The following is a 25507-nucleotide window of genomic DNA, read 5'->3' on the forward strand; positions in this document are numbered from 1 at the left end:
ATCTTACCATGGACCAGCCGGTGAATCTGGTATGGCATCAGGTAATGTCCACAGATGCCAATGCAGGACTTTCAGAGGCTATTCAGAATATGACCGGAGTGAATGTTATTTCACCAACCTGGTTCTATGTAACTGACAACAATGGTAATATTATCAACAATGCTACAGCTGATTATGTATCTCTTGCCCATGAAAAAGGGCTGAAGGTATGGGGACTTGTGGACAATTTTACGCAGGACATCAGTACTTATGAGGTATTGTCCAGAACAAGTTCCAGACAGAATCTGGTTTCACAGCTGGTGAATGCAGCTGTTGGAGCTGGAATTGATGGAATTAATGTGGATTTCGAGCAGCTTAGTGAGGACGTGGGCGTTCATTTCCTGGAGTTCCTCCGGGAGCTTTCTATAGAATGCCATAAGAACAATCTTGTTCTTTCCGTAGACAATCCGGTTCCAGAGGATTTCACCAGTCATTATGACAGGGCTGAACAGGGCAAGGTAGTAGATTATGTAATTATTATGGGATATGACGAGCACTACGTTGGATCAGAGGAAGCGGGCTCAGTAGCGTCTCTTCCATGGGTAGAGAAGGGAATTCAGGATACTATCGCTGAAGTTCCGGCGCAGCGTGTGATCAATGCAGTTCCATTTTACACAAGATTATGGAAAACAGAAGCTGGCAGCTTATCCAGTGAGGCAATTGGTATGGATACTGCCCAGGAAGTAGTAAATACAAATAATGCCCAGGTATATTGGGACAGTGATGTAAGTCAGAATTATGGCAGCTTTGAGAAGGATGGATGCACTTACCAGATCTGGATTGAAGATTCTCAGTCTATTGCAGCGAAGGTACAGCTGGTACAGAAATATAATCTTGCCGGTGTGGCAGCATGGAAACTGGGATTTGAGAACAGCAGTATCTGGCAGGTGATCACAGATAATCTGTCTGCGTCTAATTAAAGCAGGTACTATTTTGCGAAGCATATTGCTGTGAGGGTACTGAACAGTTACGCCTTTTTCAAACATGCTCTAATACACGAATGATAAAAACACTCTCTGAGACATATAAATAATGTGAAGGTCGTGAACAGCGACAAAAGACGAAAGTTTAACGATAACATTATATATTATATGCCAGGGGGTGTTTTATATTGAAAAAGCATATAGTGGAGCTGATTATGGGATGTCTTTTGCTGATATGCTTTTATTATCTTTCCCGCGAGGCGGCAGCAGTATCGGTAGAGATGAATCAGAAGCAGGTAATTGTGGTGGATTGTGGTCATGGAGGAATGGATCCAGGTATGATCGGGATAGACGGTCTGAAGGAGAAGGATGTAAATCTTGCCATTGGCCTGAAAGTGAAAAGTGCATTGGAAAAGAAAGATTTTCAGGTGGTTATGACCAGGGAAACAGACGTGGGATTATACGATGAAGACTCTAATAATAAGAAAGTACAGGATATGCAAAAAAGGATTTTTCTTATTCAGGAAGTAAAGCCTGTACTTGCAGTAAGTATCCATCAGAACAGTTACGAAGATCCTGGGGTGAAAGGCCCTCAGGTTTTCTATTATCGGGACTCTGTTAAGGGAGAAGAACTGGCGGAAATAATTCAGGAGAAGATGAATGATTATCTTGAGGTGGAGCGACCAAGGCAGGCGAAAGGAAATACTACTTATTATCTTTTGAAACGAAGCCCGGGGATATTGAATATTGTGGAGTGTGGGTTCCTTACGAACCCGGAAGAAGCCGGGAAACTGTTACAGGATGATTATCAGGAAAAAGTAGCGGCAGCAGTGGCTGACGGTGTGGAAGAGTACATAAAAAATAATAAACAATGAGAATCCTCTGTTAATGAAAAAACATTTCAGTTTATCAAAAACTATACACTTTTCAGAAGCTGTGGATTCTGCTATACTGGACTGGAAAAAATAAGCGAGGGAAAATACCATGTTAGGATGTGTTTATCTGATTTTGGCAGCATTATTGGGAAGGGAAATTATCCGTAATTTTTTGCCGGAACAAAGAATGAGAGAAAAAGGAATCACGCCCTTGTGGGTAACTTTTGCAGCGTCATTTGGAAGTGGTGTGCTACTTATGACCTGGGCTGTCTATATAGCAGCATGGCTGCTGAGCGTGTACTCTGAAGCGGGGAAACCCCTCTTTGGAGCAAATCTGATGATGATGGCAGCTGTGGGGATATTTTTGCTCTTGTGCTGTTATAGAAGAAAAGGTTCTTTTTGGAAATTTATTAAAAGACTTTCCGGCGAGGTTCCTCCAGCGAAAGAAATCGTGTTCTTATTGATTTTACTGGCGGGAATTATCTGGATCATGGTATTTGTATTTCATGTTAGTGACGGATATTTGTATTCCGGATTTACTGTATTTGGAGATTATGCCCCTCATACAGCGATGATGAGATCATTTTCGCTGGGAAATAATTTCCCCACGCAGTATCCTCATTTTGGTGGTGAAGATGTAAAATACCATTTTATGTTTCAATTTCTGACAGGAAACCTGGAATATCTTGGAATGAGAATTGATATAGCGTACAATGCCGTAAGCAGTCTGTCGCTATGGTGCTTCTTTATCATGCTGTATTCTATGGCGAAAAGGTTCTTTGGCAGTATGAGTGCCGGAGTGCTTTCTGTTTTGTTTGTTGTATTTCGAAGTGGAACTGCTTTTTTCAGATTTGCATATGAACATATAAAGGCTGGTGATTTGTGGGAGACTCTGGCCGGGAATACTGCTTTTATTGGATATACGCCCAATGAGAACTGGGGACTTTGGAATTTTAATGTATATTTGAATCAGCGGCATTTGGGATTTGGTCTTTTGATGGCAGCGCTGGTACTATGGATTTTTCTGGACTGGGTGGAAGAAAGCTGTGCAGAGAAAGATAAGGGAATATTGTGGCTGAAGAACAGATTTCTTACAAAAAAAGCATGGATGTTTAAGAAACCCGATACAGCTCTTTTTGCCGGAATGCTTTTGGGTCTGTGTTCATTTTGGAATGGAGCCGCTGTAATTGCATGTCTTCTGATTCTTATGGGATTTGCTTTTTTTTCTGATGGAAAACTCGATTATCTGATTCTGGCAATTGTGACAGTTGTGTTCTCAGAAATTCAATCTAAAATGTTTGTATGGGGAAGTGTTGTATCACCTTCTGTATATTTTGGATTTCTGGCAGAAAAGAAATCACTTCCGGGCATAGCTGTATATTTATTTGAAATAAGCGGCATTGTTTTCCTTGGCGTTTTAGTACTGCTGTTTTTTTTGAAAAGAATGGAAAGAGCAGTTGCAGTGAGTATACTTTTCCCAACAATATTTGCATTTGTGGCGTCTCTTACACCAGATATAAACGTGAATCATAAATATATTATAATATCTTATGCATTCCTTGCTGTTTTCTGGGGTGGAGCTGTAAGCAGATTGTTCCATTGGAAAGGTGCTGTTGGGAAAATTTTGAGTTTGATTCTGGCACTTAGTCTGACCATAACTGGAATTTATGATTTTGCAGTAATCCTAAAAGATAATGATTCGGGACATCGGGTTTCTGTGAACCTGAACAGTGGACTGACCAGCTGGCTTGCAGAAAATCTGAAAAAAGACGATCTGATTTTGACACCGGAATATAGTATAAATGAAGTCACTATGTCAGGGGGTATGATGTATCTGGGATGGCCTTATTATGCATGGTCCGCAGGCTATGACACTTATTACAGGGCTGCCAGGGCAGTAGAGATCTATACAACAGCCAGCGCACAGGTACTAAAGGAAACAGTTGAGGAAGAACAAATTACATATATCCTTTTTGAGGAAGGTATGAAATTTGAGGAGAAGGAATGCCGCGAAGATGTGATTGCGGATACATATCCTCTGGTGTATCAGTCAGATGACGGGAGAATAAGAATTTATGGAACAAAAGAATAAGAAAAAAATCAGTACACAAACAATAATTAAACTTCTGCTGGCGGTGGTGCTGCTTGGCCTATCTGCATTTTTACTGAAAGGTGATGTGTGGACTTTCTGGACTTGGTGGCTTCTGGCGGGAGTGATGGGATTTGCTGCGATGCCTGTTACAGGAAGACTGTTCTGGCGTTTTGAGGACAAAGGATGGATTTTTTCTAAGGTACTGGCGATTGCTGCAACAGGTTTTCTTACCTGGTTTCTGACAGCTATCAGACTAATCCCTTTTAATGCCCTGACTTGTGCTGCTGTAACAATCCTATGCGCAGTTATCTGTTTTTTCCTTCTTCGAAAGGAATCAAAAGAAAAGACAGAATGTTTTCCAGTTGACAGGATTTCTCTGATTTACTGGGAGGAATTATTGTTTTTCCTTGCATTTCTTATGTGGACATATCTGGCAGGATTCCGCCCTGCTGCATATGGGACCGAGAAGTTCATGGATTACGGTTTTATGGAAGCTATGATGAGAAGCACCACACTTCCGGCAAGAGATCTGTGGTATTCAGAAGGACATATTAATTATTATTATGGCGGTCAGTATTTTGCTGTTTTTCTTACCAAGCTTTCCCATACAAAGGTGGAACTGACTTACAATCTTATGCGTACCTTTGTAGCCGGACTGGCTTTTGCAATGCCATTTTCCCTTGTTTACCAGATGATGTCAGACCGTATGAAGGGACTGCAAAAAAGCGAAAAAGTAATAAAAGGACTTCCTTTTGCAGCTGGATTTACAGCTGGTACAGCTGTTTCCATTGCAGGAAATATGCATTACGTAATTTATGCGCAGATCATTCCCCTGATTGAGAAGCTGACAGGTAAGGAAGTGAGCAGTTACTGGTTTCCGGATGCTACCCGCTATATAGGATATAATCCATATCGTGAGGAAGACCGGACGATACATGAATTTCCCTGCTATTCTTTTGTACTGGGAGATCTTCATGCTCATGTGGTAAATATTATGTTTGTACTTCTTGTAATAGCACTTCTTTATGTATGGCTAAGGGGTGTGCGCAAGAAAACAGTACCGGTTGAGACTTCCATGAAAGATGGAAAATTCTGGAAAGAGCAGCTTCTTATGCCTCATCTTCTGGTAATCAGTGCGCTTCTCGGAATGTTTCAGTGGACAAATTTCTGGGATTTTGTAATTTATTATGTAGTAACTCTTGGAACGGTGCTTTTTGCCAATATTATCCGTTTCCAGGGAAAAATAAAGAAAATCATGTTTGTAACTTTTGCACAAATGGCAGAAATCTATCTGCTTGCCTATCTTGTGATCCTGCCATTTACCTTACAGTTTGACACTATGGTGGATGGAATAGGAATTGCCAAGTACCATTCCTATTTCTACCAGCTGCTGGTTCTCTGGGGACTTCCGGCAGTTTTTACCATTACATTTGTAATTTCTATTCTCTGGGAAAAGCTGCGGGGGATGGAGCACAAGAGCCTGTACCGTCTTATGAAAGCTATCCGCACGGCAGATCTTTTTGCCATTATTATGGGACTTTGCGCTATTGGTCTGGTGGTAATCCCGGAATTTGTTTACGTGCGTGATATTTATGAAAATGGAAATGCCAGGGCAAACACTATGTTCAAGCTTACTTATCAGGCATATATTATGTTTGCACTGACTATGGGGTATGGAATTTACAGACTTCTGGCTGTTAGCAGACAGAAAGTATTTAAGATCATTTCCGGAATCTGTCTGTTTTTCCTGATCTGGACGGTAGGATATTTTGGAAAAAGTGTGGATTCCTGGTTTGGAAAGGTTTTGAATCCGTCAGGCTATCAGGGGCTTTATGCTCTGGGCTATCTGGATACGGATTTTTCAGAGGATGTGTCTGCAATCCAATGGCTAAAGGAGAATATTAAAGGGGCTCCGGTAGTGCTGGAGGCAAACGGTGACAGCTACAGCGGTTATGAGCGTGTTTCTGCAGCTACAGGTCTTCCAACAATTCTTGGCTGGTATGTACACGAATGGCTCTGGAGGAATGATACAGATGATCTGAACCGGAAACAGGCAGATATTATGAGTATTTATACTTCACAGGATGAGACCCAGGTAAGAGCTCTTCTTACGGAATATGGTGTTTCCTATATCTTTGTGGGCTCTAAAGAAAGAGAGAAATATGAGGACAGCCTGAATAATGCACTTCTTCAGTCACTTGGAGAAATTGTATTTATGGATGAAGATTCCGGCACTTATATTGTTAAGGTGGATTGACAAGGTTTTTAAACAGGTGTTATATTAAAGAATGCTGAAAAAATAATAGAAAGCTGGACTAAAATGAAAGCAGAAATTGTAGCCATGACGGCAGATGCTATCGACCATGCGGCACTTGCCAGAGGCGGAGAGATATTGAAACAGGGAGGACTGGTGGCATTCCCTACAGAAACTGTTTACGGTCTTGGAGGAAATGCACTGGATCCTATGGCTTCGAAGAAGATATATGCAGCCAAGGGACGTCCTTCGGATAACCCGTTGATCGTCCATATTGCAGATTTAAATGCGCTGGTTCCAATTGTAAAGGAAGTACCGGAGAAGGCGAAGATACTGGCAGAGAAATTCTGGCCTGGTCCCCTGACTATGATTTTTGAGAAATCAGACCTGGTTCCATTGGAGACAACTGGTGGTCTCAACAGTGTAGCTGTGCGTTTTCCAAGTGATCCCATTGCAGCGGAGCTTATTTTGCAGGCAGGGGGATACGTGGCAGCGCCAAGTGCAAATACTTCCGGACGGCCAAGCCCGACTACAGCACAGCATGTTGAGGAGGACTTAGGGGATGCCATTGAGATGATCATTGATGGAGGTCCTGTGGGAATTGGCCTGGAGTCAACGATTGTAGATTTTACCGAGGACGTGCCGGTGGTTTTAAGACCCGGTTATATTTCACTGGAAATGCTCCAGGAGGTTCTTGGTGATGTGAGAATGGACAAAGGTCTTATAAAGCCTGATAGTAAAGTTCATCCCAAGGCGCCGGGAATGAAATATCGGCATTATGCACCGAAAGCAGATCTTGCAATTGTGGAGGGCCCCACAGAAGAAGTAATAAATGCCATTAATCAGTTTGTAAAGGAAGATCAGGCAAATGGACTTCAGGCGGGGATTATTGCCACAGAGGAGACTATTTCCAGATATCCCTGTGGAACTGTGAAGTGTATTGGAAGCAGAGAGGCAGAGGAAACCATTGCTCATAACCTTTATGAGGTGCTGCGTGAATTCGATCAGTGCCAGGTAAGCAAAATTTATTCCGAAGCTTTTTATACCCCAAAAATGGGACAGGCAATTATGAACCGGCTTCTAAAAGCAGCCGGTCACAAAATAATCAATATAAGGAGAGAAGAACAATGAGAGTAGCATTAGGTAGTGATCATGGCGGATTTGAACTGAAACAGGAGATTATCAAATATCTGGAAGAAAAGAATATTGAGTATAAGGATTACGGCTGCTACAGCACAGAATCCACAGACTATCCGATCTATGCAAAGAAAGTTGCACATGGGATTCTGGAAGGAGAGTGTGAGCTAGGAATCCTTGTATGCGGAACTGGTATTGGTATTTCTATCACTGCAAACAAAATTAAGGGAATTCGTGCAGCAGTATGTACAGACTGTTTTACTGCTGAAGCAACCAGACTTCACAATGACGCAAATATCCTTGCGCTTGGAGGTCGTGTAGTTGGACCTGGACTTGCAGTTAAGATTGTGGATACTTTCCTGAATACACCATTTTCAGGAGATGAGAGACATATCCGCCGAATTGCTCAGATCGAGACAGAATAGGAAGGAGAGCTCTTCTATGGAGAACACAAATCAGAAAAACACCGGGAATATACAGATCGCGCCTGTAAGTGCTGCATCAGATCTGAACCACAAAAGAGAAGGTTACCTTACCTGGGACGAATATTTCATGGGAGTTGCCATGCTTTCCGGCATGCGCTCCAAGGATCCCAATTCACAGGTAGGAGCGTGTATTGTCAGCGATGATAATAAAATTCTTTCCATGGGATATAATGGTTTCCCAAAAGGCTGTTCCGATGATGAATTTCCCTGGGCAAGAGAGGGAGAGCCTCTGGATACCAAATATCTGTATGTGACCCATAGCGAGCTCAATGCAATTTTAAACTACCGTGGAGGAAGCCTTGAGGGAGCGAAAATGTATGTAACTCTTTTTCCATGCAATGAGTGTGCCAAGGCAATCATCCAGGCAGGAATCAAGACTCTGGTCTATGATTGTGACAAATATGCAAGCACTCCGTCAGTCCTTGCTTCCAAGAGAATGCTGGACTCCGCCGGTGTACGCTATTATCAATATAAGAGAACCGGACGCGAGATTTCGCTGACGGTGTAAGTTAAAGAGGTTTGTTGTGGAAAATACGAAAGAAAATACAGATTTGAATATGGGCAGAGCGAAGAATGACAGATGGAAAAAGATACTGGGAATCATTTTGAACATTGCTTTGCTTCTGCTTATAGATGGATTGTTGGTATATACTTTTATTAACGAAGGAAATCGTATATATAAAGGAACAATCATTAAAATATTACTAATTGTTACAGGAAATATTTTGTTTCTTGTTCTTCTGTTCTGGGGGGAGAAAATCTGCAGTGCAATTAAAAATACCACTTTTTTGAAAATAGCAGATGTCATATTGCTGCTGGTAACTCCTGGAATTGTATTTATGCTTGTCCAGATGGTCACCTGGGTGTCGGGATATAAGAATAAGGCAGTGTCAACATTTAAAGGCCTGGTTAAGATGTCATTACTGATGGAGCAGCCTTATTTGACACTGAATCTTATTATTTATGCAATATTTTTTATAATACTTATTATTTTATTCAGGAAAATCAATATTGCTTCTTCTGCGTTGTGTTACCTTTTTATAATCCTTGCAATGGTAAACTATTATGTAATGGAATTTCGTGGAGAACCATTCCAGCTTCTTGACATTGTAGGAATGGGAACGGCAGCAGAAGTTGTTGGAGAATATAGCTTCAAAATCAAACTGATGCTTGGAATTCCACTGATCTATGCCCTGGTATTTGGTGAGTTTGTACTGAAATTCCAGAAACTGGAGTTTGGAAAAAAGAGCAGAAAGAATACAGCTGCCCGGTTTAGTGTACTGGCTGTGATCGTGATTACATTATGTTTTACTATAAGACCTATCCTCCAGAAGCTTGACGCTGTTACTTTATGGCAGATTAACCGTATTTATAAAGAACAGGGCTACATTTCCTCTCTTGTTAAGGAAATCAAGTATTTTTATATCGAGCAGCCAGAAGGCTATTCTGTTGGAAAAACCGTAGAACTGGCACAGGAAATTGAAGATGGGGAAAATATTGTTTCAGAGACAGACAAGGGTGAGTCTGAAGAAAGTGTTGATAATACAGCTGCAGATACTTCTGAAACAGTAACACCGAAAAATATTATCCTGATTATGAATGAAAGTCTTACAGATTTTGAAAGTGTAGGGAAAATAAAGTCAAATGTAGAAATTTTGCCATACATAAGAAGCCTTAACAAAAATGTAAAACATGGACAGCTTCATGTACCTACATTCGGAGCCGGAACTGCCCGTTCTGAATACGAGGCTCTTACAGGAAACAGTATGAGCTTTTTGCCATCCGGAAGTGTTCCTTATCAGCTTTATGTGCGGGATCCGGAGTATGGTCTGGCAGATATCCTGAAATCCCAGGGATATTACACAATTGCCATGCATCCCAACAAGGCTCATAACTGGAACCGGGCCTCTGTTTATCCATGCATGGGATTTGATGAATTTATCAGCCTGGAGAACTGGGGAGAGGAACACAGAGAGCTTCTTCGAAATTATGTAAGTGACAAAGCAACATTTGAAAAGATCATCAGCCTTTATGAAGAGAAGGATGCGGATGAAAAATTATTTACATTCTGTGTAACCATGCAGAATCATGGCGGTTATACAGTAGAAGACAGAGCTGGATTTGAACCTACTGTAAAGCTTGGATATGATACAGAGTATCCTCTGGCTGAAACGTATTTATCGTTGGCAAGAGAGTCTGATTCAGCATTTAAGGAATTGCTGGAGTACTTTGAAAAAGTAGATGAGCCTACCATGATTGTTATGTTTGGGGATCACTGGCCTAAGATTGAAGAAGAATTTATGGCGAAACTTTTAGGCGGCAACAGGCAGAGCCTGGGACTTGTTGAAAGCCAGCAGTCCTATACAACTCCCTATGTGATCTGGACAAATTATCCATCTGAGACAGTAGAGGAAGATTTCAGTGCTAATTATCTGGGAAGCTATATGCTTCAGCTGGCTGGTCTTGAAATGCCAGGCTACAACCAGTTCCTTATGAATCTGAAAGAGCAGCTTCCAATCATCGGAGTTGGTGCTGTTTGCGACAAAGATGGAAACTGGTATGCAAATGATGCACTTCCGGATGATTACAAAAAACTGATGACGGATTACAATATTCTGGAATATAACAACCAGTTTGAGAAAAAGGATGTAATAGAGAGCTTGTTTACATTGAAGTAATAAAAAAGTACCCGGACAAAACAGATGCGGTGGATGGTAACTCTGGCTGTTACTGTTCACTGGTGACATTCCGCGAGGTGTTTTTTGTGAACGTAGTGCACAGAAAACCCGAGAAGTGCGGCGCGAAATCATGCGAATGCATGATTTCTGTGCATCGCGAAGCGTGTTACTGTGAACGGAGTGAACAGTAACCTCTGGCTGTTTTTTGTCTGGGTATTTTCTGTTTCGCCACTTGACATATGGGAAAATTTCGCATAAAATAAACAAGACTTAACGAGCAAATTAAATAAATGAAATGGCAATGAAGAGAATAGTACATGAGGAGCAATCTCAGAGAGAAATCCAGGCCGACAGGCAATGGTGTGAGGATTTTGTGCGCAAGTCATGGAACCGGCCTCAGAGCTCCGCACAATTGAAGTGCGGCGTCTGTCCTACGTTATCAGGATAATTGAGTGAGCAGTGGAGCAGTCATTTCCAGTGCTAATCAGGGTGGTACCGCCGAAGCCTTTCGGTCCCTTTTGCAGGGATGGAAGGTCTTTTTTTATGTGTTTTTCAAATAATACATGGAATTTACCAGATTTCCCTGGTGTTTAAATATTAGAAATCAAAAAGGAGAAAAATCATGGCAAAAGAAAAGAAAATGGTAGAAGCTATCACTTCCATGGATGTGGATTTTGCACAGTGGTATACTGACGTTGTAAAAAAAGCGGAACTTTGCGGCTATACAAGTGTAAAGGGATGTATGGCAATCAAACCAGCAGGATATGCAATCTGGGAGAATATTCAGAAAGAGCTTGACCGCAGATTCAAAGAGACAGGCGTAGAGAATGTATACATGCCAATGTTCATTCCGGAATCCCTTCTGGACAAAGAGAAGGATCACGTAGAGGGATTTGCACCGGAAGTTGCATGGGTAACACACGGCGGACTTGATCCTCTTCAGGAGCGCCTTTGCGTACGTCCTACATCCGAGACTCTGTTCTGTGATTTCTATCAGAAAGAGATCCAGTCCCACAGAGATCTTCCGAAAGTATATAATCAGTGGTGTTCAGTAGTTCGCTGGGAGAAAACAACCCGTCCGTTCCTTCGTTCCCGTGAGTTCTTATGGCAGGAAGGACATACAGCCCACGCTACAGCTGAGGAAGCAAAAGAACGTACCATCCAGATGCTGAACTTGTATGCAGACTTCTGCGAGGAAGTACTTGCAATCCCGGTTATTAAAGGTCAGAAGACAGAGAAAGAGAAATTTGCGGGTGCAGAGGCTACTTACACAATCGAGTCTCTGATGCATGATGGAAAAGCACTTCAGTCTGGAACCAGCCATAACTTTGGCGATGGATTTGCAAGAGCATTCGGCATCCAGTACACAGATAAAAACAATCAGCTTCAGTATGTACACCAGACATCCTGGGGAATGACAACTCGTATGATCGGTGCTCTGATCATGGTTCATGGAGATAACAGCGGACTTGTTCTTCCACCAAGAATTGCTCCGGTTCAGGCTGTTGTAATCCCGATCCAGCAGAGAAAAGAGGGCGTTCTGGAGAAAGCAGAGGAGCTGACACAGATTCTGAAAGCAGCTGGAATCCGCGTAAAAGCAGACGTTACAGACAAGAGCCCGGGATTCAAATTCGCAGAGCAGGAAATGCGTGGTATTCCGGTAAGAATCGAGTGCGGCCCGAAGGACATCGAGAGCGGACAGGCTGTTATCTGCCGAAGAGATACCAGAGAGAAATATATTGTGAAGTTCGAAGAACTTGCTGCTAAGGTTCAGGAAGTTCTGGACACAATGCAGAAGGAAATGCTGGAGCGTGCAAGGGCCCACAGAGATGCTCACACTTATGTAGCAACAAATTACGAAGAATTCAAGGAAACCATCAACACAAAACCTGGTTTTGTAAAAGCTATGTGGTGCGGCAACCGTGAGTGCGAAGATAAGATCAAAGAAGACGTTCAGGCAACATCCAGATGTATGCCGTTTGAGCAGGAACATTTAAGCGATGTCTGTGTATGCTGTGGAAAACCTGCCAAGAAAATGGTATACTGGGGACGTGCTTATTAATAACAAAAGGGATTGCTGTTTATTTTGCAATCAGTAGTCAAAAAGGGGCAAAATTATTTTGCCCCGCTTTGTTTTTCAAGGCAGAGAAGTGTATGAGGAGAAGTTTTGTTTTAAATCAGAGGCAGGTGATAAAGATGGTATTTGAAATTCCACAAAAAGTTGAAATAATTATAAATATTCTGGAAAAAGCTGGTTATGAGGCCTATGCAGTAGGCGGCTGTGTCCGCGATGCCCTTCTTGGAAGAACTCCAAATGACTGGGATATCACAACCTCAGCCAAGCCGGAGCAGGTCAAAGCCCTGTTTCACAGAACCGTAGATACAGGAATCGCTCACGGAACCGTAACAGTGCTGCTTGAAAAAGAGGGATTCGAGGTTACCACCTACCGGGTGGATGGCGAGTATGAAGATGGCCGTCACCCGAAAGAAGTAACCTTTACGGCCTGCCTGGAGGAAGATTTGAAGCGTCGGGACTTTACCATCAACGCCATGGCCTACAATCCAAGGAAAGGGCTGGTGGACCTTTTTGAAGGGCAGAAAGACCTGGAAAACAAGGTGATCCGCTGTGTTGGTGATCCTCTGGAACGTTTTACAGAAGACGCTCTTCGCATTATGCGTGCTGTACGTTTTTCTGCGCAGCTTGGCTTTTTCCTGGAAGAAGAGACCAGAAAAGCTCTTTCTGTGCTTGCACCAAATTTAAAACATGTAAGCGCTGAGCGGATCCAGGTGGAGCTTGTAAAACTTCTGGTGTCCCCTCATCCGGATTATCTGCGGATTGCCTATGAAGCGGGAGTTACCAGGGAATTTCTGCCGGAATTTGACCGCTGTATGGAGACACCTCAGAACACTCCACACCACTGCTATAATGTGGGAGAACACATTCTCCACAGCCTTTTGTATGTGAGGGCGGATAAGGTGTTAAGGCTGACCATGCTCCTTCACGACATTGCCAAACCTGTTGTACGAAAAACAGACGAAAACGGCAGGGATCATTTCAAAACACATGCTTCTGTGGGAGAAAAAATGTCCAAGGAAATTCTGCGCCGCCTGAAGTTTGACAATGACACTATTTCCAGAGTGAGCCGCCTGATCCGCTGGCATGATCTGCGCCCGACTCCGTCACCGGCTGAGGTGCGGAAAGCCATCAATGTAGTTGGGGAAGACCTTTTTCCCATGTGGATGGAAGTCCAGTATGCGGATAACAAAGCGAAAAGTGATTACCGTGGGGAAGAAAAAGCTGCTCGTCAGGCCGGAGTTCGAATGACCTGGGAAGAAATTATGGAAAAAGGCGAATGTGTTTCCATGAAAGGTCTTGCAATTACTGGCAGTGACCTGATCGCAGCCGGAATGAAGCCTGGAAAAGAAATGGGAAGTGTGCTCCATGAGCTTTTGGATGCTGTTCTGGAGAATCCGGAACTGAACAAGAAAGAATCACTTCTTTCCCTTGCTTTTGCAGCCGATAAAAAACTTCTTTAGAATAACATATCCCTCCCACTCATAAGATAGAAGGTATCTGAAGACCTTTGGCATATGTGAGTGACGGGGGGATTTTTATTGTATGATTATGGTCTTAGCACCCTGACCCAGTATGGAATTGAAGTGAAATCTTCGTCCAGGACCCGGGGAGCATTGGTATGTCGTACAGAACAGGGAATTCTGCTCCTCAGAGAGTTTCACGGCTCCGAAAAAAAACTGCTTTTTCAGCAGGAAGTGTTAAAAAAACTTTCCCAGGAAGGCTGTCTGGTTGATACTTTTATTGAAAATCAGGAAGGCTCTTTGGTTACCAGAGATAAGGATAATATTCCCTATACCCTTCAGAGCTGGTATGAAGGCAGAGAGTGTGACACCAAGTCCAGGGAAGATATTATAAGAAGTGTGCAGATTCTGGCAAGGGTACATAAATTTATGAATATGCCTGTGGAAAAAGCCTATATGGCGCGTTCCCTTGCAGATGAATATGCAAGGCATAATCAGGAAATCCGCAAGATCCGTAAATTTATCCGCCAGAAAGGTGCCAGTGCCAGATTTGAAAAGGAATTTCTGGGCAGTGTACAGTGGTTTCTGGAAAAAGGGGAAAAGGCACTGGAAATGCTTGTAAAGTCGGACTATGAAAAACTAAGAGACAAGGCGGTCGAAGAGGGACTTCTATGTCATGGCGAATATAACCAGCACAATGTTCTTCTTTGTAAAAATCAGGCTGCTGTGACAAATTTTGGTCACTTCAGCTTTGATGTGCAGATCAGCGACTTGTATTGTTTTATGCGAAAAATCCTGGAAAAATATAACTGGGATGTTTTTCTGGCCAGGCGGATGCTGGAGCAATATGACAAAATACGTCCTATTTCTTCTGAAGAATGGGAAAACCTGCAAATCCGTTTCACATATCCGGAAAAATACTGGAAACTGGCAAATTACTACTTTTCTCATAACAAAGCATGGATTTCCGGCAAGAATACAGAAAAGCTGGAAAAGGTAATTGCCCAGAAGAAAATATGGGGGGATTTCCCTGAAAACTGCTTTGGAAAATCCCATTTCTAGCGCAGAAAATCCCATTTCTAGCGCAAAAACCTTGACAATACAGGGCAAAAGGTATATATATAGATAGAAGAATCTTTAGAGGAGGAAACACCATGAATAAGACTGAATTAGTAGCAGCTATGGCGAAAGAAACCAATCTGTCCAAGAAGGACGTTGAAGCTGTTTTAAAATCATTCATCGACGTTGTATCAGAAGAACTGAAAAAAGGTGAGAAAGTTCAGTTAGTTGGCTTTGGTACATTTGAAGTCAGCGAGAGAGCTGCCAGAGAGGGAAGAAATCCTCAGACTGGTGAGACCATGAAGATCGAAGCTTCCAAGGCTCCGAAATTTAAAGCTGGTAAAGCTTTAAAAGATATGGTAAACGCATAATCGCGTAAGCTTTTACAGGAGGAACTTTATAGTTCCTCCTTTTTTAAACACGCTCTGATATAGGAGAGTATTATGAGATTAGATAAATTTTTGAAAGTATCCCGCCTTATTAAGAGAAGAACTGTGGCAAATGAGGCATGTGATGCAGGAAGAGTGCTTGTAAATGATAAGCCGGCCAAGGCTTCTGTCCAGGTGAAGACAGGAGATACTATTGAGATTCAGTTTGGAAGCCGCAATGTGAAGGTGGAAGTGCTGGATGTGAAAGAGACTGTGAAGAAGGAAGAAGTTGAGAATCTGTACAGGTATGTTTAAGAGTTCTGTGAACGAAGGAAACAGTATTACTTAAGCAGGTTCTAATTTTAAAGAAAATTTCATAGATTATCTGTGAACCCACATATTTGGGAGAGAGGGATTTGGAAGAAAAGGTTGTGAACATTTCCCATAAGCTGATACTGGATAACAGGAAAGAAGCATCTGTCACAGGTGTGAAGGATGTGATTTCTTTTGATGAAAAAGAAATCCTCCTTCAGACTGCAGACGGGAAGCTGCAGATTCGCGGCAGCGGGCTTCATGTAAAAGGACTAAACCTGGAAAAAGGAGAAGCTGCTCTTGCCGGACATGTGGATTCTCTTGTCTATTTGTCTAAAGATTCCCCACGAAAAGAAGAACCATTATTTACAAGGCTGTTCCGTTAAGCTATGAGCACATATATCTACAATGAGATCTGGCTTTTTATCCGGGCTTTTGCAGGGGGTGCGGTGCTGATCCTTTGCTACAGCCTGCTTCAGGAAATAAGAAGGCTCATTTTCTGCAGTCCGGCAGCAGGAGGGATTTTGGACCTTCTTTATTGGGTGTGCGCAGGACTTCTGGTATTTGCAGGAATTTACCGGATCAACCAGGGAATCCTGCGTAGTTTTCTGTTTTTGGGAATTATATCAGGGGCATTTCTTACATATCTGACAATAAAACCTTTATTTGAAAAAATTTGTTATATAATCCTGGAGGTTCCTGTCAGATTCGTAAAAAAAACTTCAAAAAAATATATAAATTGGTTGCTATTTTTTTGTAAACGTTGTAAAATTTTAGTTAGGCAATCTGCAAATCAGTACAAAAATAGTACCAGAAATCGTTTGCAGATGAGAAGAGGCAGGAAGTTTGGGAAAATCAGGGAAAAAACGAAGAAAAAAGACAATAGGGTATAATCATCTCGGGATGTTCGGTATTTCTCTGATCGTTCTGATTCTGATTCTGACGCTTATGGCACAGAGCCGGGACCTTAAGGAATCTCTTGCCGGCTATGAGACCAGAGCAGAGGTATTAAGCCAGCAGATTGAGGAAGAGCAGGCGCGCACTCAGGAGATTGAAGATCTGAAGCAGTATATGCTCACGGATGAGTACGCAGAGCAGGCCGCCAGAGAGAAGCTGGGTCTTGTGAAGGAGAATGAGATTATTTTTCAGGAGGAGAAATAAGGTTCTGGGAAAAACGAAGTTTGGAAGTTTCTGACGATATATTTTTCAATATGGTCGTCTTTGTTTGACATATATTTTCATACCTGTCCCCTATAATAGGCATAAGGTGCTGCCGAAGATGATGTGAATGCAGCATTCCTTTGCAAAAACAAGGGCAGCAGTTAAAGACTACATGAACAGTGGGGCGTGCAGCTTGCGGGAATGCTTTTTCAAACAGGCTCTGGCACTGTAAGGCTGTAAAGGGGAGGGGAGAATATGCAGGAATGGATAATTGCCATGCTCGTGATCAGTGTGCTGCTGGTGCTGCGGGACATGGCAAAAGTTTTTTTCAGGGGAAGAAGTTTCCTTAAGGCAGAGCAGCCGGCCGAAGAGAAAAATCCCCAGAAGGAGAAGGTGGAGCGGTATGCTGCTTCTTTTCGGAAGCTTGCAGACAGCTTTTATGGATTACCCTACCGAAAAGACTATTTAAGCAACGGCCAGGTGGATGGAATTATAAGGGAGACCTGTGATGAGATATGCAGCCACTGTTATCAGCGGGAAATCTGCTGGGGCACCCAGTCGCAGGAAATGTACAGAGGAAGCGAGCGGATGATTCGTTCCATGGAGGAGGGAAATCAGGAGAAAATACAGGAGACAAAAAGCGACTGGATGAGTGTATGCAGTCGTTTTTCCCAGTATTATGAGACACTTGGTAACTCTTATATGAGGGAGCGGCAGAAGCTGATATGGGACAACCGGATGATCGAAAGCCGCCTTGCCGTGGCACAGCAACTCCAGGAGATGTCTAGAATCATGGATATGGTGGCAGAAGACCTGTACGACATTTCCATTGCGGATCCTCAGCTTATGACGGAATTGCAGAAGATTCTCAGGAAGCGTCATATTGTGGTGAAGCAGGTCTGGGTGATGGATAAGGTGGAAGGAAGACGTGAGATTTTTCTTACCATGCGTGCCAGAAGCGGGCAGTGCATTTCTGTTAATGAGGTGGCACAGCTTTTGTCTCAGGAATTCGGAACTCCCATGGCGGCAGCAGGAGGAAGAAGAATTGTAAATGGAGAATACCATACGGTTCATTTTGTGGAGGATGTAAGTTATCAGGTACTTTACGGAGTGGCAAAGCTGACCAAGGAAATGGAGAAGGTTTCCGGAGACAATTATATTTGCAGACAGGAAGAGGCAGGCCGTTTTGTAATGTGTCTTTCCGATGGAATGGGCTCCGGGGTGGAGGCATGCCGGGAAAGCGAGGAAGTGGTAGAACTTCTGGAACAATTTCTGGAATCCGGTTTTACCCAGGAGACGGCGGCGAAAATGGTGAACTCTGCTCTTGTGATGAAGGGACAGGAAGGGATTTTTTCAACAGTGGACATCTGCGCAGTGGATTTATATACGGGAATCTGTAACTTCCTGAAAGCGGGGGCTTCCGCCACTTTTATCAAAAGGGATCACTGGGTGGAGGCCATTTCTTCAGAGAGTCTGGCGGCAGGGCTGATACAGCAGGTGGATTTTGAAACATCTTCAAGGAAGCTGTATCACGGGGATTATCTGATCATGATGACAGATGGCGTCTTGGATGCGCTGCCTGCCATGCGGGAGGAGGAGACCATGAAAGAAATCATTATGGATATCCATGAAGAGACTCCCAAGGAGATGAGCCGGGGGATTCTGGAGCGGGTGCTGGGATACAGCGATTACTGCGCCAGGGATGATATGACGGTTCTTGTAGCTGGAATGTGGAAGAAATAGAATGATTATTTTTGAGTAAAAAACAGATATGGAATCATATGAGCATATGAATATGTTTGAAAGAAGTAATATTGTTACGGTTCACGAAAGAATCAGTAACGTATCAGAGGCAGAGCTAGTATGTATCAGAAAGTGAAAGCATATATGAAAGAACATGGCATGGTAGTGGATGGGGATGTGGTCCTTGCCGGAGTTTCCGGAGGAGGAGACTCCATGGCTATGCTGGAAATGTTAAAAAGATATCAGGCTGAAGCAGCTTTTTCGCTGTGTGCGGTACATGTGCATCATGGAATCCGCGGCGAGGAAGCTGACCGGGATGAAAGAGTAGTAAGAGAGACCTGCGAAAAATGGACGATTCCTTTTTTATCCTATCATTACCCGGTACCGGAGCTTGCAAAGAAATGGAAAATGGGACTGGAAGAGACAGGAAGAAAAGTCAGACAGGATGCGTTTTCCAGGGCAGAAGCTGATTATTTTGGAAAATCAGAAACGGCTGACCTCCAGGGTGGGGGAAGAGTCTCTGCCGCCAGAGAAGGAAAATTACGGATCCGTATTGCTCTGGCCCACAATGAAAATGATGTGGCGGAAACTTTGCTCCACAATCTTTGCAGAGGAACGGGGCTGAAAGGTCTGGCTTCTATTTTGCCGGTGCGGGATGAAATTATTCGGCCCATTTTGTGTTTAAATAAACAGGAAATTGTCAATTATTTAATAAAAGAACAGATTCCCTATGTAACAGACAGTACCAATCTTACAGATGATTATACAAGAAATAAGATCAGACATCAGATATTGCCTATTCTGGAAGAACAGGTGAATGCTTCTGCTGTCCGCCATATGGCGGAGACGGCCAGTCTTGTTAGTCAGGCAGAGGAGTATTTGTCCCGTCAGGGAGAACGCCTTGTGAAAAAGTATGGGGAAAACAGGGAGCGGGGAATTTTCCTGTCAGAAGCATTCTGGCGGGATGAGCCTGCCATAGCTTCTTACGGAGTGCTTCAGGTTTTTGAAGAGCTGGCTGGGAAACGTAAGGATTTTACAGCTGCTCATGTAAAAAGTGTGGAGAGCCTTCTGAAGCTTCAGGTGGGACGACGGATCAATCTGCCTTATGATCTGGCGGCGCTTCGAACTTATGGAGGAATTTTACTGGGAGAAAGACAATTACTGGGAATGTCAGATAGAAATCTAAGTTCAAAAGAGTACGATCCAGTGAAAGCTGAAAAAAATCAGGAGAGGAATGCACTGCAAAAAAGTGTCCAGTTGAGTAAAAAGAAGCTGGAAACTGCTTGTGAACAGGTACTTTTTACAGATAATGTTTTTTATCTGAAAATATTTTCTAATGAAGGCCAGAAGATTGAAGAAAAAAAGTATACGAAATGGCTGGATTATGATAAAATAAAACAGGAACTGTCCATCCGGACCAGACAGCCGGGAGATTTTCTCATTGTAGATGACAAAGGGAGCAGCAAGAAGCTGAACCGTTATTTTATAGATGAGAAGATCCCATCAGAGGAAAGAGACAGCATCTTGCTTCTATGTACCGGCTCTGAGGTTTTGTGGGTGGTGGGAGGCAGAATAAATGAGAATTATAAAATAGCTCCCAGAACCAGGAGAATATTGGAAATACAATACCAAGGAGGAAAAGATAATCATGAGTGAAAAAATCAGAGTTTTACTGGATGAGGAGACTGTGGAGAAGCGTATCTGCGAAGTAGCAGCCCAGATCAGCGAAGAGTACAAGGGAAAAGAAATCCACATGATCTGCGTTCTTAAGGGCGGAGTATTTTTCATGTGTGAGCTTGCCAAGAGAATCACAGTGCCGGTAACTCTTGATTTCATGTCTGTTTCCAGTTATGGAGATGACACCAAATCAAGCGGAGTTGTAAAGATCGTCAAGGATCTGGATCAGCCTCTTGAAGATAAAGAAGTTCTTGTTGTGGAGGATATTATTGATTCCGGAAGAACCTTAAGCTATCTGCTGGACGTTCTGAAGAGACGTAATCCAAACAGCGTGAGACTTTGCACCTTGTTGGACAAACCGGACCGCAGAGTGGTAAAAGGGGTTGATGTGGATTATTGCTGCTTCAATATTCCAGATGAGTTTGTTGTGGGCTATGGTCTTGACTATGCCCAGAAATACAGAAATCTGCCATACATCGGAGTGGTAGAGTTCGAATGAAAGGAGAATTATACAAGTGAATAAGCAGTCAGGCAGAATTGGCTTGTATCTTGTCCTGATCGTAGCTTTGATCGCAGGTTACCTGTATCTGAACAATCAGGTAGCTGTCCAGAGTGATTATACTTATGGACAGCTGGAGCAGGCAGTGACAGACGGAAAGGTGACCAGTGCCACGATCCATCAGAACAGTGAGGTTCCAACAGGTTCTGTGATCGTGAATATAAGCGGCGAGGGACAGAAGCGTATTTATGTGGCAGATGTAAATGAGGCAGAGCAGCTTCTTCGAGAGAGCGGGCTTGATCCTGCTGTTGAGGATGTGCCGAAGCAGAGTGTATTTATGAACTCTGTTTTCCCGGTACTTCTTACCTGTGGTCTTATCATCTTCCTCATGCTGATGATGAACCGTCAGATGTCAGGTGGGGGTGGTGGCACCAATGCCAAGATGATGAATTTCGGCAAAAGCAGGGCGAGAATGTCCATGCCGGATGATAAGAAAGTGACTTTCCAGAACGTAGCGGGCCTGGAGGAAGAGAAGGAGGAGCTGAAGGAGGTTGTAGATTTCCTGAAGGATCCCCAGAAGTATACCAAGGTGGGGGCCAGAATCCCGAAAGGAGTTATCCTTGTAGGACCTCCAGGAACTGGTAAGACGCTTCTGGCCAAGGCTGTTGCCGGGGAAGCGGGCGTTCCGTTTTTCTCCATTTCCGGTTCTGATTTTGTGGAAATGTTTGTTGGTGTAGGTGCTTCCCGTGTAAGAGATCTTTTCGAAGAGGGCAAGCGTCACGCACCTTGTATCATCTTTATTGATGAGATCGATGCTGTTGCAAGACAGCGTGGAACCGGCATGGGAGGCGGTCATGATGAAAGGGAACAGACTCTGAACCAGCTTCTTGTAGAGATGGATGGATTCGGGGTAAATGAAGGCATTATCGTAATGGCCGCTACCAACCGTGTGGATATTCTGGATCCTGCAATTCTTCGTCCGGGACGTTTTGACCGCAAGGTTGGCGTAGGTCGTCCGGATATTAAAGGAAGGGAAGAAATCCTCCATGTTCATGCCAAGGATAAACCTCTTGGCGAGGATGTAGACCTGAAACAGATCGCTCAGACTACAGCTGGATTTACAGGTGCAGATCTTGAGAACCTGATGAATGAGGCGGCTATTGCTGCAGCCAGAAAAGGTCATGTATTTATTTGCCAGAAAGATATTAAGAATGCCTTTATCAAGGTTGGCATCGGTGCAGAGAAAAAGAGCAAGGTGATCTCCGAGAAGGAGAAAAGGATCACCGCTTATCATGAGGCAGGCCATGCAATCTTGTTCCATGTGCTGCCGGATATGGAGCCTGTTTACACCATTTCCATTATCCCTACCGGAATGGGAGCAGCCGGCTATACCATGCCTCTTCCAGAGAATGACGAAATATTTAATACTAAGGGTAAAATGCTCCAGGATATTACCACACTTCTTGGAGGACGTGTGGCAGAGGAGCTGATTTTCGGCGATATTACAACTGGTGCATCCAACGATATCAAGCGGGCTACCAGCGAAGCAAGAGCTATGGTGACCAAGTATGGTATGTCCGATAAGATTGGACTGATCTCCTATGGAGATGATGACGATGAGGTATTTATTGGACGGGATCTGGCGCACACCCGCGGTTACAGCGAGGATGTTGCCAAGGCAATTGACAGTGAGATTCACAGTATCATTGAGGAGTGTCATGACAATGCGAAGAAGATTATTTCTGAGCATATGGAGGTTCTTCATGGCTGTGCCAAGCTCCTTCTCGAGAAGGAAAAAGTTCATCGGGATGAATTTGAAGCACTTTTTACAATGGAAAAATCGGGTGAAGCAAATGAAAGTATATAACATGCACAAAAAATAATGGTGATTTTTGTGAAGTTTGTGCACACTTTTTGGTGGACACATGGTACTATATACATCGTAAAAACCCCCCAATACATTATATAGTTTTTGCTACACCCCATAAGAAGAAATACCTTCTCCAAAAAAGACAGCTTTTACCGGCTGTCTTTTTTACGTTAAATGAATAAGGTATTTTAGATCGTGTTTGAAATGTGGTGGGAGTTCTTTGGTGAAAACGTCGGTAAGCTGGGCGGAAATTTGGAGAATAAGCCGAATTTTAACAGTTGTGGGAAGAAATGTTTTCAGTTAAAATATAGGGTGTAATTTTTTTGAAAGAGGGATGTTATGGATCGTAATAATGCAGATGTAATGAAAAAAATGCAATATATATTGAATATGAGACCGGTTTTGAATACAGAGGCATTGTTCAGCGATGGTTCTGATTATTACCGTTGTCCGTCAAATCCCAAAGCAGGAGACAAGGTCCGTATCCGCTTCCGCACCAAGCGGAACAACGTAGATATGGTTTATTTAGTATACGATGGCAAGCGTCAACAGATGGAGCGTGTGGCCAAATCCAATGGATTTGATTATTATGAGACTTCTATTATTATGGGAGAGGAGATTGTCCGTTACCATTTTGAGATCACATACGGATGGGTGACCTGTTATTATAATTATCAGGGTGTTTCCATGAACCTGGAGGATCGTCTGGAGTTTGAGATTTATCCGGATTATGATACACCCCAGTGGGCGAAGGGTGCTGTTATGTACCAGATTTTTGTGGATCGCTTCTGCAATGGGGATCCGACGAATGATGTGGAGGATCGTGAATATTTTTATATTGGCGATATGGCTTCCAGGGTAAGAGACTGGGGAAAAGTTCCGGCAGTAATGGGGGTGCGGGAGTTTTATGGCGGTGACCTGCAGGGAATTATGGATAAACTGGATTATCTGCAGGATCTGGGAGTGGATGTTATTTATCTGAACCCGATTTTTGTTTCTCCAAGTAATCACAAGTACGATATTCAGGATTATGAGTATGTGGATCCCCATTACGGCAAGATCGTGGAGGATATGGATGATGGCCTTCTGAATGAGGGGGACCGCGAGAATGCCCATGCCCGGAAATTTATTAAGCGTGTGACCGATAAGCGGAATCTGGAGGCAAGTAATGAACTGTTTGCAAAGCTTGTGGAGGAAATCCATAAGAGAGGCATGAAAGTAATCCTGGATGGTGTGTTTAACCATTGTGGATCTTTTAACAAATGGATGGACAGAGAGCGGATCTATGAGAACCAGGAGGGATATCCAAAGGGAGCGTATATTTCTGCAGACAGTCCATATAGGTATTACTTTAATTTCTATGACGAGAACCGCTGGCCGTACAATCCTACCTATGATGGATGGTGGACTCATGATACTTTGCCGAAGCTGAATTATGAAGCCTCCAGGGATCTGTATGATAAGATTCTGGAGATTGGTAAGAAGTGGGTTTCTGCGCCTTATAATGTAGATGGATGGAGATTGGATGTGGCGGCAGATCTTGGGCACAGCAACGAATTTAACCATCAGTTCTGGAAGGATTTCCGGAAAGCTGTAAAGGAGGCAAATCCCAATGCGATCATTCTGGCAGAGCATTACGGAAATCCGGAGAGCTGGCTGCAAGGGGATGAGTGGGATACGGTTATGAACTACGATGCCTTTATGGAACCTCTGACCTGGTTCCTGACGGGCATGGAGAAGCACAGTGATGAGTGCAGGGATGACCTTTATGGAAACAGTGATGCCTTTATTGGGGCTATGAAGACTCATATGAGGGCACTTCATATGTCTGCACTTTATACGTCCATGAATGAGCTGTCCAATCATGATCATTCCAGATTTCTCACCAGAACAAACCGCCGTGTGGGAAGGATTTCCTATGCCGGTGCGGAAGCTGCTTCCCAGAACATCAATCCTGCAGTGATGCGTGAAGGTGTTGTGGTGCAGATGACCTGGCCGGGAGCACCAACTGTTTATTATGGTGATGAGGCAGGTGTCTGTGGCTTTACGGATCCGGATAACAGAAGAACTTATCCATGGGGACATGAGGATCAGATGATGATTGCGTTCCACAGAGATATGATTAAGATCCATAAGGAATATGATTTCTTAAGTAATGGTTCCCTTGTGTTCCTCTGGAATGATTATCAGGGACTTTGCTTCGGAAGATTTTCCCATGATGAAAGAATGATTGTGATTCTGAACAACCGGAATGAGGATCGGGAGGTTGAGATTGAGGTCTGGAAGACGGGAATCAGCAGACTGAAGGATTCTGTGTTGAAGCGGATCATGCTGTCTTACCGTGATGGATATACTACGGAGGAATATGAATATACAGCCAAGGCAGGTGTGATCAGGGTGCCGATGCCAGCGTTTGGGGCGATGGTGTTGTATCATAAGTGTGAGAATCCGACTATATTTGTGGAAGATTAAGGGACGCCGCGAGGAGGAACCTATGGGCTGACGGCCAGAGCTGCGGTTCCGGGATTTTCCATATACGCTTATTTGCAGGAGGTGGAGCAAACTCGGCCACATGGTGGCCTCAGACAGTGCTCCACCTCCTGCGCGTATATGGAAAATCCCTGGAATCCTCGCAATGGCCGCCAGCCCATAGGTCCCTCCTCGCGGCTGAGTATTCAAGGCGGAAAGAGAAAGTTTGGTATCAGGGCGCTGCGCTGCTGATACAGAGAAGAGAGATAAAAAACTCCCAGGCGAAAATACCTGGGAGTTTAGAATATAGTGGATGGAGAAGGATTCGA

The 25507-nt window shown here is 43.5% G+C and carries 21 protein-coding genes and 1 pseudogene; all 22 read left to right on the forward strand.

What is annotated here, in order from left to right; genetic code table 11:
* On the forward strand, positions 1–959 hold a 959-nt coding region (locus tag AB5Z12_RS18085; RefSeq protein WP_368368725.1), incomplete at its 5' end, for a glycosyl hydrolase family 18 protein.
* A 191-nt stretch (positions 960–1150) separates the two neighbouring features.
* Positions 1151–1837: an N-acetylmuramoyl-L-alanine amidase gene (locus AB5Z12_RS18090; protein ID WP_368357383.1), complete on the forward strand. Its 687-nt coding sequence runs from the start codon at positions 1151–1153 to the stop codon at positions 1835–1837.
* 187 nt (positions 1838–2024) lie between these two features.
* Complete coding sequence (locus tag AB5Z12_RS18095; protein WP_368368726.1) at positions 2025–3929, forward strand: hypothetical protein; 1905 nt, start codon at positions 2025–2027, stop codon at positions 3927–3929.
* Positions 3913–6186, forward strand: a complete 2274-nt coding sequence (locus AB5Z12_RS18100; RefSeq protein WP_237963128.1) for a DUF2298 domain-containing protein — start codon at positions 3913–3915, stop codon at positions 6184–6186. Before AB5Z12_RS18095 ends, AB5Z12_RS18100 begins: the two co-directional genes overlap by 17 nt.
* An 84-nt stretch (positions 6187–6270) precedes the next feature.
* Positions 6271–7314 (forward strand): L-threonylcarbamoyladenylate synthase, encoded by a 1044-nt coding sequence (locus AB5Z12_RS18105; RefSeq protein ID WP_347088245.1) that lies wholly within the window; start codon positions 6271–6273, stop codon positions 7312–7314.
* Complete coding sequence (gene rpiB, locus AB5Z12_RS18110; RefSeq protein WP_173770842.1) at positions 7311–7745, forward strand: ribose 5-phosphate isomerase B; 435 nt, start codon at positions 7311–7313, stop codon at positions 7743–7745. The genes AB5Z12_RS18105 and rpiB overlap by 4 nt, the downstream gene beginning before the upstream one ends.
* Positions 7746–7827: 82 nt before the next feature.
* Complete coding sequence (locus tag AB5Z12_RS18115) at positions 7828–8313, forward strand: dCMP deaminase family protein (protein ID WP_118581740.1); 486 nt, start codon at positions 7828–7830, stop codon at positions 8311–8313.
* 16 nt (positions 8314–8329) lie between these two features.
* Entirely contained in the window at positions 8330–10483 is a 2154-nt protein-coding gene (locus AB5Z12_RS18120) for an LTA synthase family protein (RefSeq protein WP_368357386.1), read from the forward strand.
* 622 nt (positions 10484–11105) lie between these two features.
* Positions 11106–12545 (forward strand): proline--tRNA ligase, encoded by a 1440-nt coding sequence (gene proS / locus AB5Z12_RS18125; RefSeq protein ID WP_118581543.1) that lies wholly within the window; start codon positions 11106–11108, stop codon positions 12543–12545.
* A 134-nt stretch (positions 12546–12679) separates the two neighbouring features.
* A complete protein-coding gene (locus AB5Z12_RS18130) occupies positions 12680–14020 on the forward strand; it encodes a CCA tRNA nucleotidyltransferase (RefSeq protein ID WP_368357387.1) in 1341 nt (446 codons plus the stop codon).
* A gap of 78 nt (positions 14021–14098) precedes the next feature.
* Complete coding sequence (locus AB5Z12_RS18135; RefSeq protein WP_368357388.1) at positions 14099–15082, forward strand: CotS family spore coat protein; 984 nt, start codon at positions 14099–14101, stop codon at positions 15080–15082.
* Between the two features lie 92 nt (positions 15083–15174).
* Positions 15175–15450 carry an HU family DNA-binding protein gene (locus tag AB5Z12_RS18140; RefSeq protein WP_117851504.1) on the forward strand — a complete coding sequence of 92 codons (276 nt, stop codon included), beginning with the start codon at positions 15175–15177 and terminating at the stop codon, positions 15448–15450.
* A 72-nt stretch (positions 15451–15522) separates the two neighbouring features.
* The gene (locus AB5Z12_RS18145) at positions 15523–15762 is read left to right on the forward strand and encodes an RNA-binding S4 domain-containing protein (protein WP_173773275.1); all 240 of its coding nucleotides are present in this window, start codon (positions 15523–15525) and stop codon (positions 15760–15762) included.
* Between the two features lie 101 nt (positions 15763–15863).
* Complete coding sequence (yabP, locus tag AB5Z12_RS18150; RefSeq protein ID WP_118581555.1) at positions 15864–16145, forward strand: sporulation protein YabP; 282 nt, start codon at positions 15864–15866, stop codon at positions 16143–16145.
* A 3-nt stretch (positions 16146–16148) separates the two neighbouring features.
* A complete protein-coding gene (yabQ, locus tag AB5Z12_RS18155; RefSeq protein ID WP_173773274.1) occupies positions 16149–16652 on the forward strand; it encodes a spore cortex biosynthesis protein YabQ in 504 nt (167 codons plus the stop codon).
* 10 nt (positions 16653–16662) lie between these two features.
* Positions 16663–16920 (forward strand): septum formation initiator family protein, encoded by a 258-nt coding sequence (locus AB5Z12_RS18160; RefSeq protein ID WP_368368727.1) that lies wholly within the window; start codon positions 16663–16665, stop codon positions 16918–16920.
* A 177-nt stretch (positions 16921–17097) separates the two neighbouring features.
* Positions 17098–17160, forward strand: a pseudogene (locus AB5Z12_RS18165) (DUF6783 domain-containing protein); the annotation flags it as partial.
* A 15-nt stretch (positions 17161–17175) separates the two neighbouring features.
* Positions 17176–18663 (forward strand): SpoIIE family protein phosphatase, encoded by a 1488-nt coding sequence (locus tag AB5Z12_RS18170; RefSeq protein ID WP_118581564.1) that lies wholly within the window; start codon positions 17176–17178, stop codon positions 18661–18663.
* Between the two features lie 120 nt (positions 18664–18783).
* Entirely contained in the window at positions 18784–20319 is a 1536-nt protein-coding gene (gene tilS, locus AB5Z12_RS18175; protein ID WP_187565734.1) for a tRNA lysidine(34) synthetase TilS, read from the forward strand.
* Positions 20312–20839, forward strand: a complete 528-nt coding sequence (gene hpt, locus AB5Z12_RS18180) for a hypoxanthine phosphoribosyltransferase (RefSeq protein WP_118581570.1) — start codon at positions 20312–20314, stop codon at positions 20837–20839. The genes tilS and hpt overlap by 8 nt, the downstream gene beginning before the upstream one ends.
* Positions 20840–20855: 16 nt before the next feature.
* The gene (ftsH, locus tag AB5Z12_RS18185) at positions 20856–22706 is read left to right on the forward strand and encodes an ATP-dependent zinc metalloprotease FtsH (protein WP_368357390.1); all 1851 of its coding nucleotides are present in this window, start codon (positions 20856–20858) and stop codon (positions 22704–22706) included.
* 342 nt (positions 22707–23048) lie between these two features.
* Entirely contained in the window at positions 23049–25181 is a 2133-nt protein-coding gene (locus tag AB5Z12_RS18190) for a glycoside hydrolase family 13 protein (RefSeq protein ID WP_368357391.1), read from the forward strand.
* Positions 25182–25507 lie beyond the last annotated feature (326 nt).

Source organism: Ruminococcus sp. RTP21358st1_G6_RTP21358_211008, assembly GCF_040908885.1.
GTDB classification, from domain to species: Bacteria; Bacillota; Clostridia; order Lachnospirales; family Lachnospiraceae; genus Blautia_A; species Blautia_A faecis.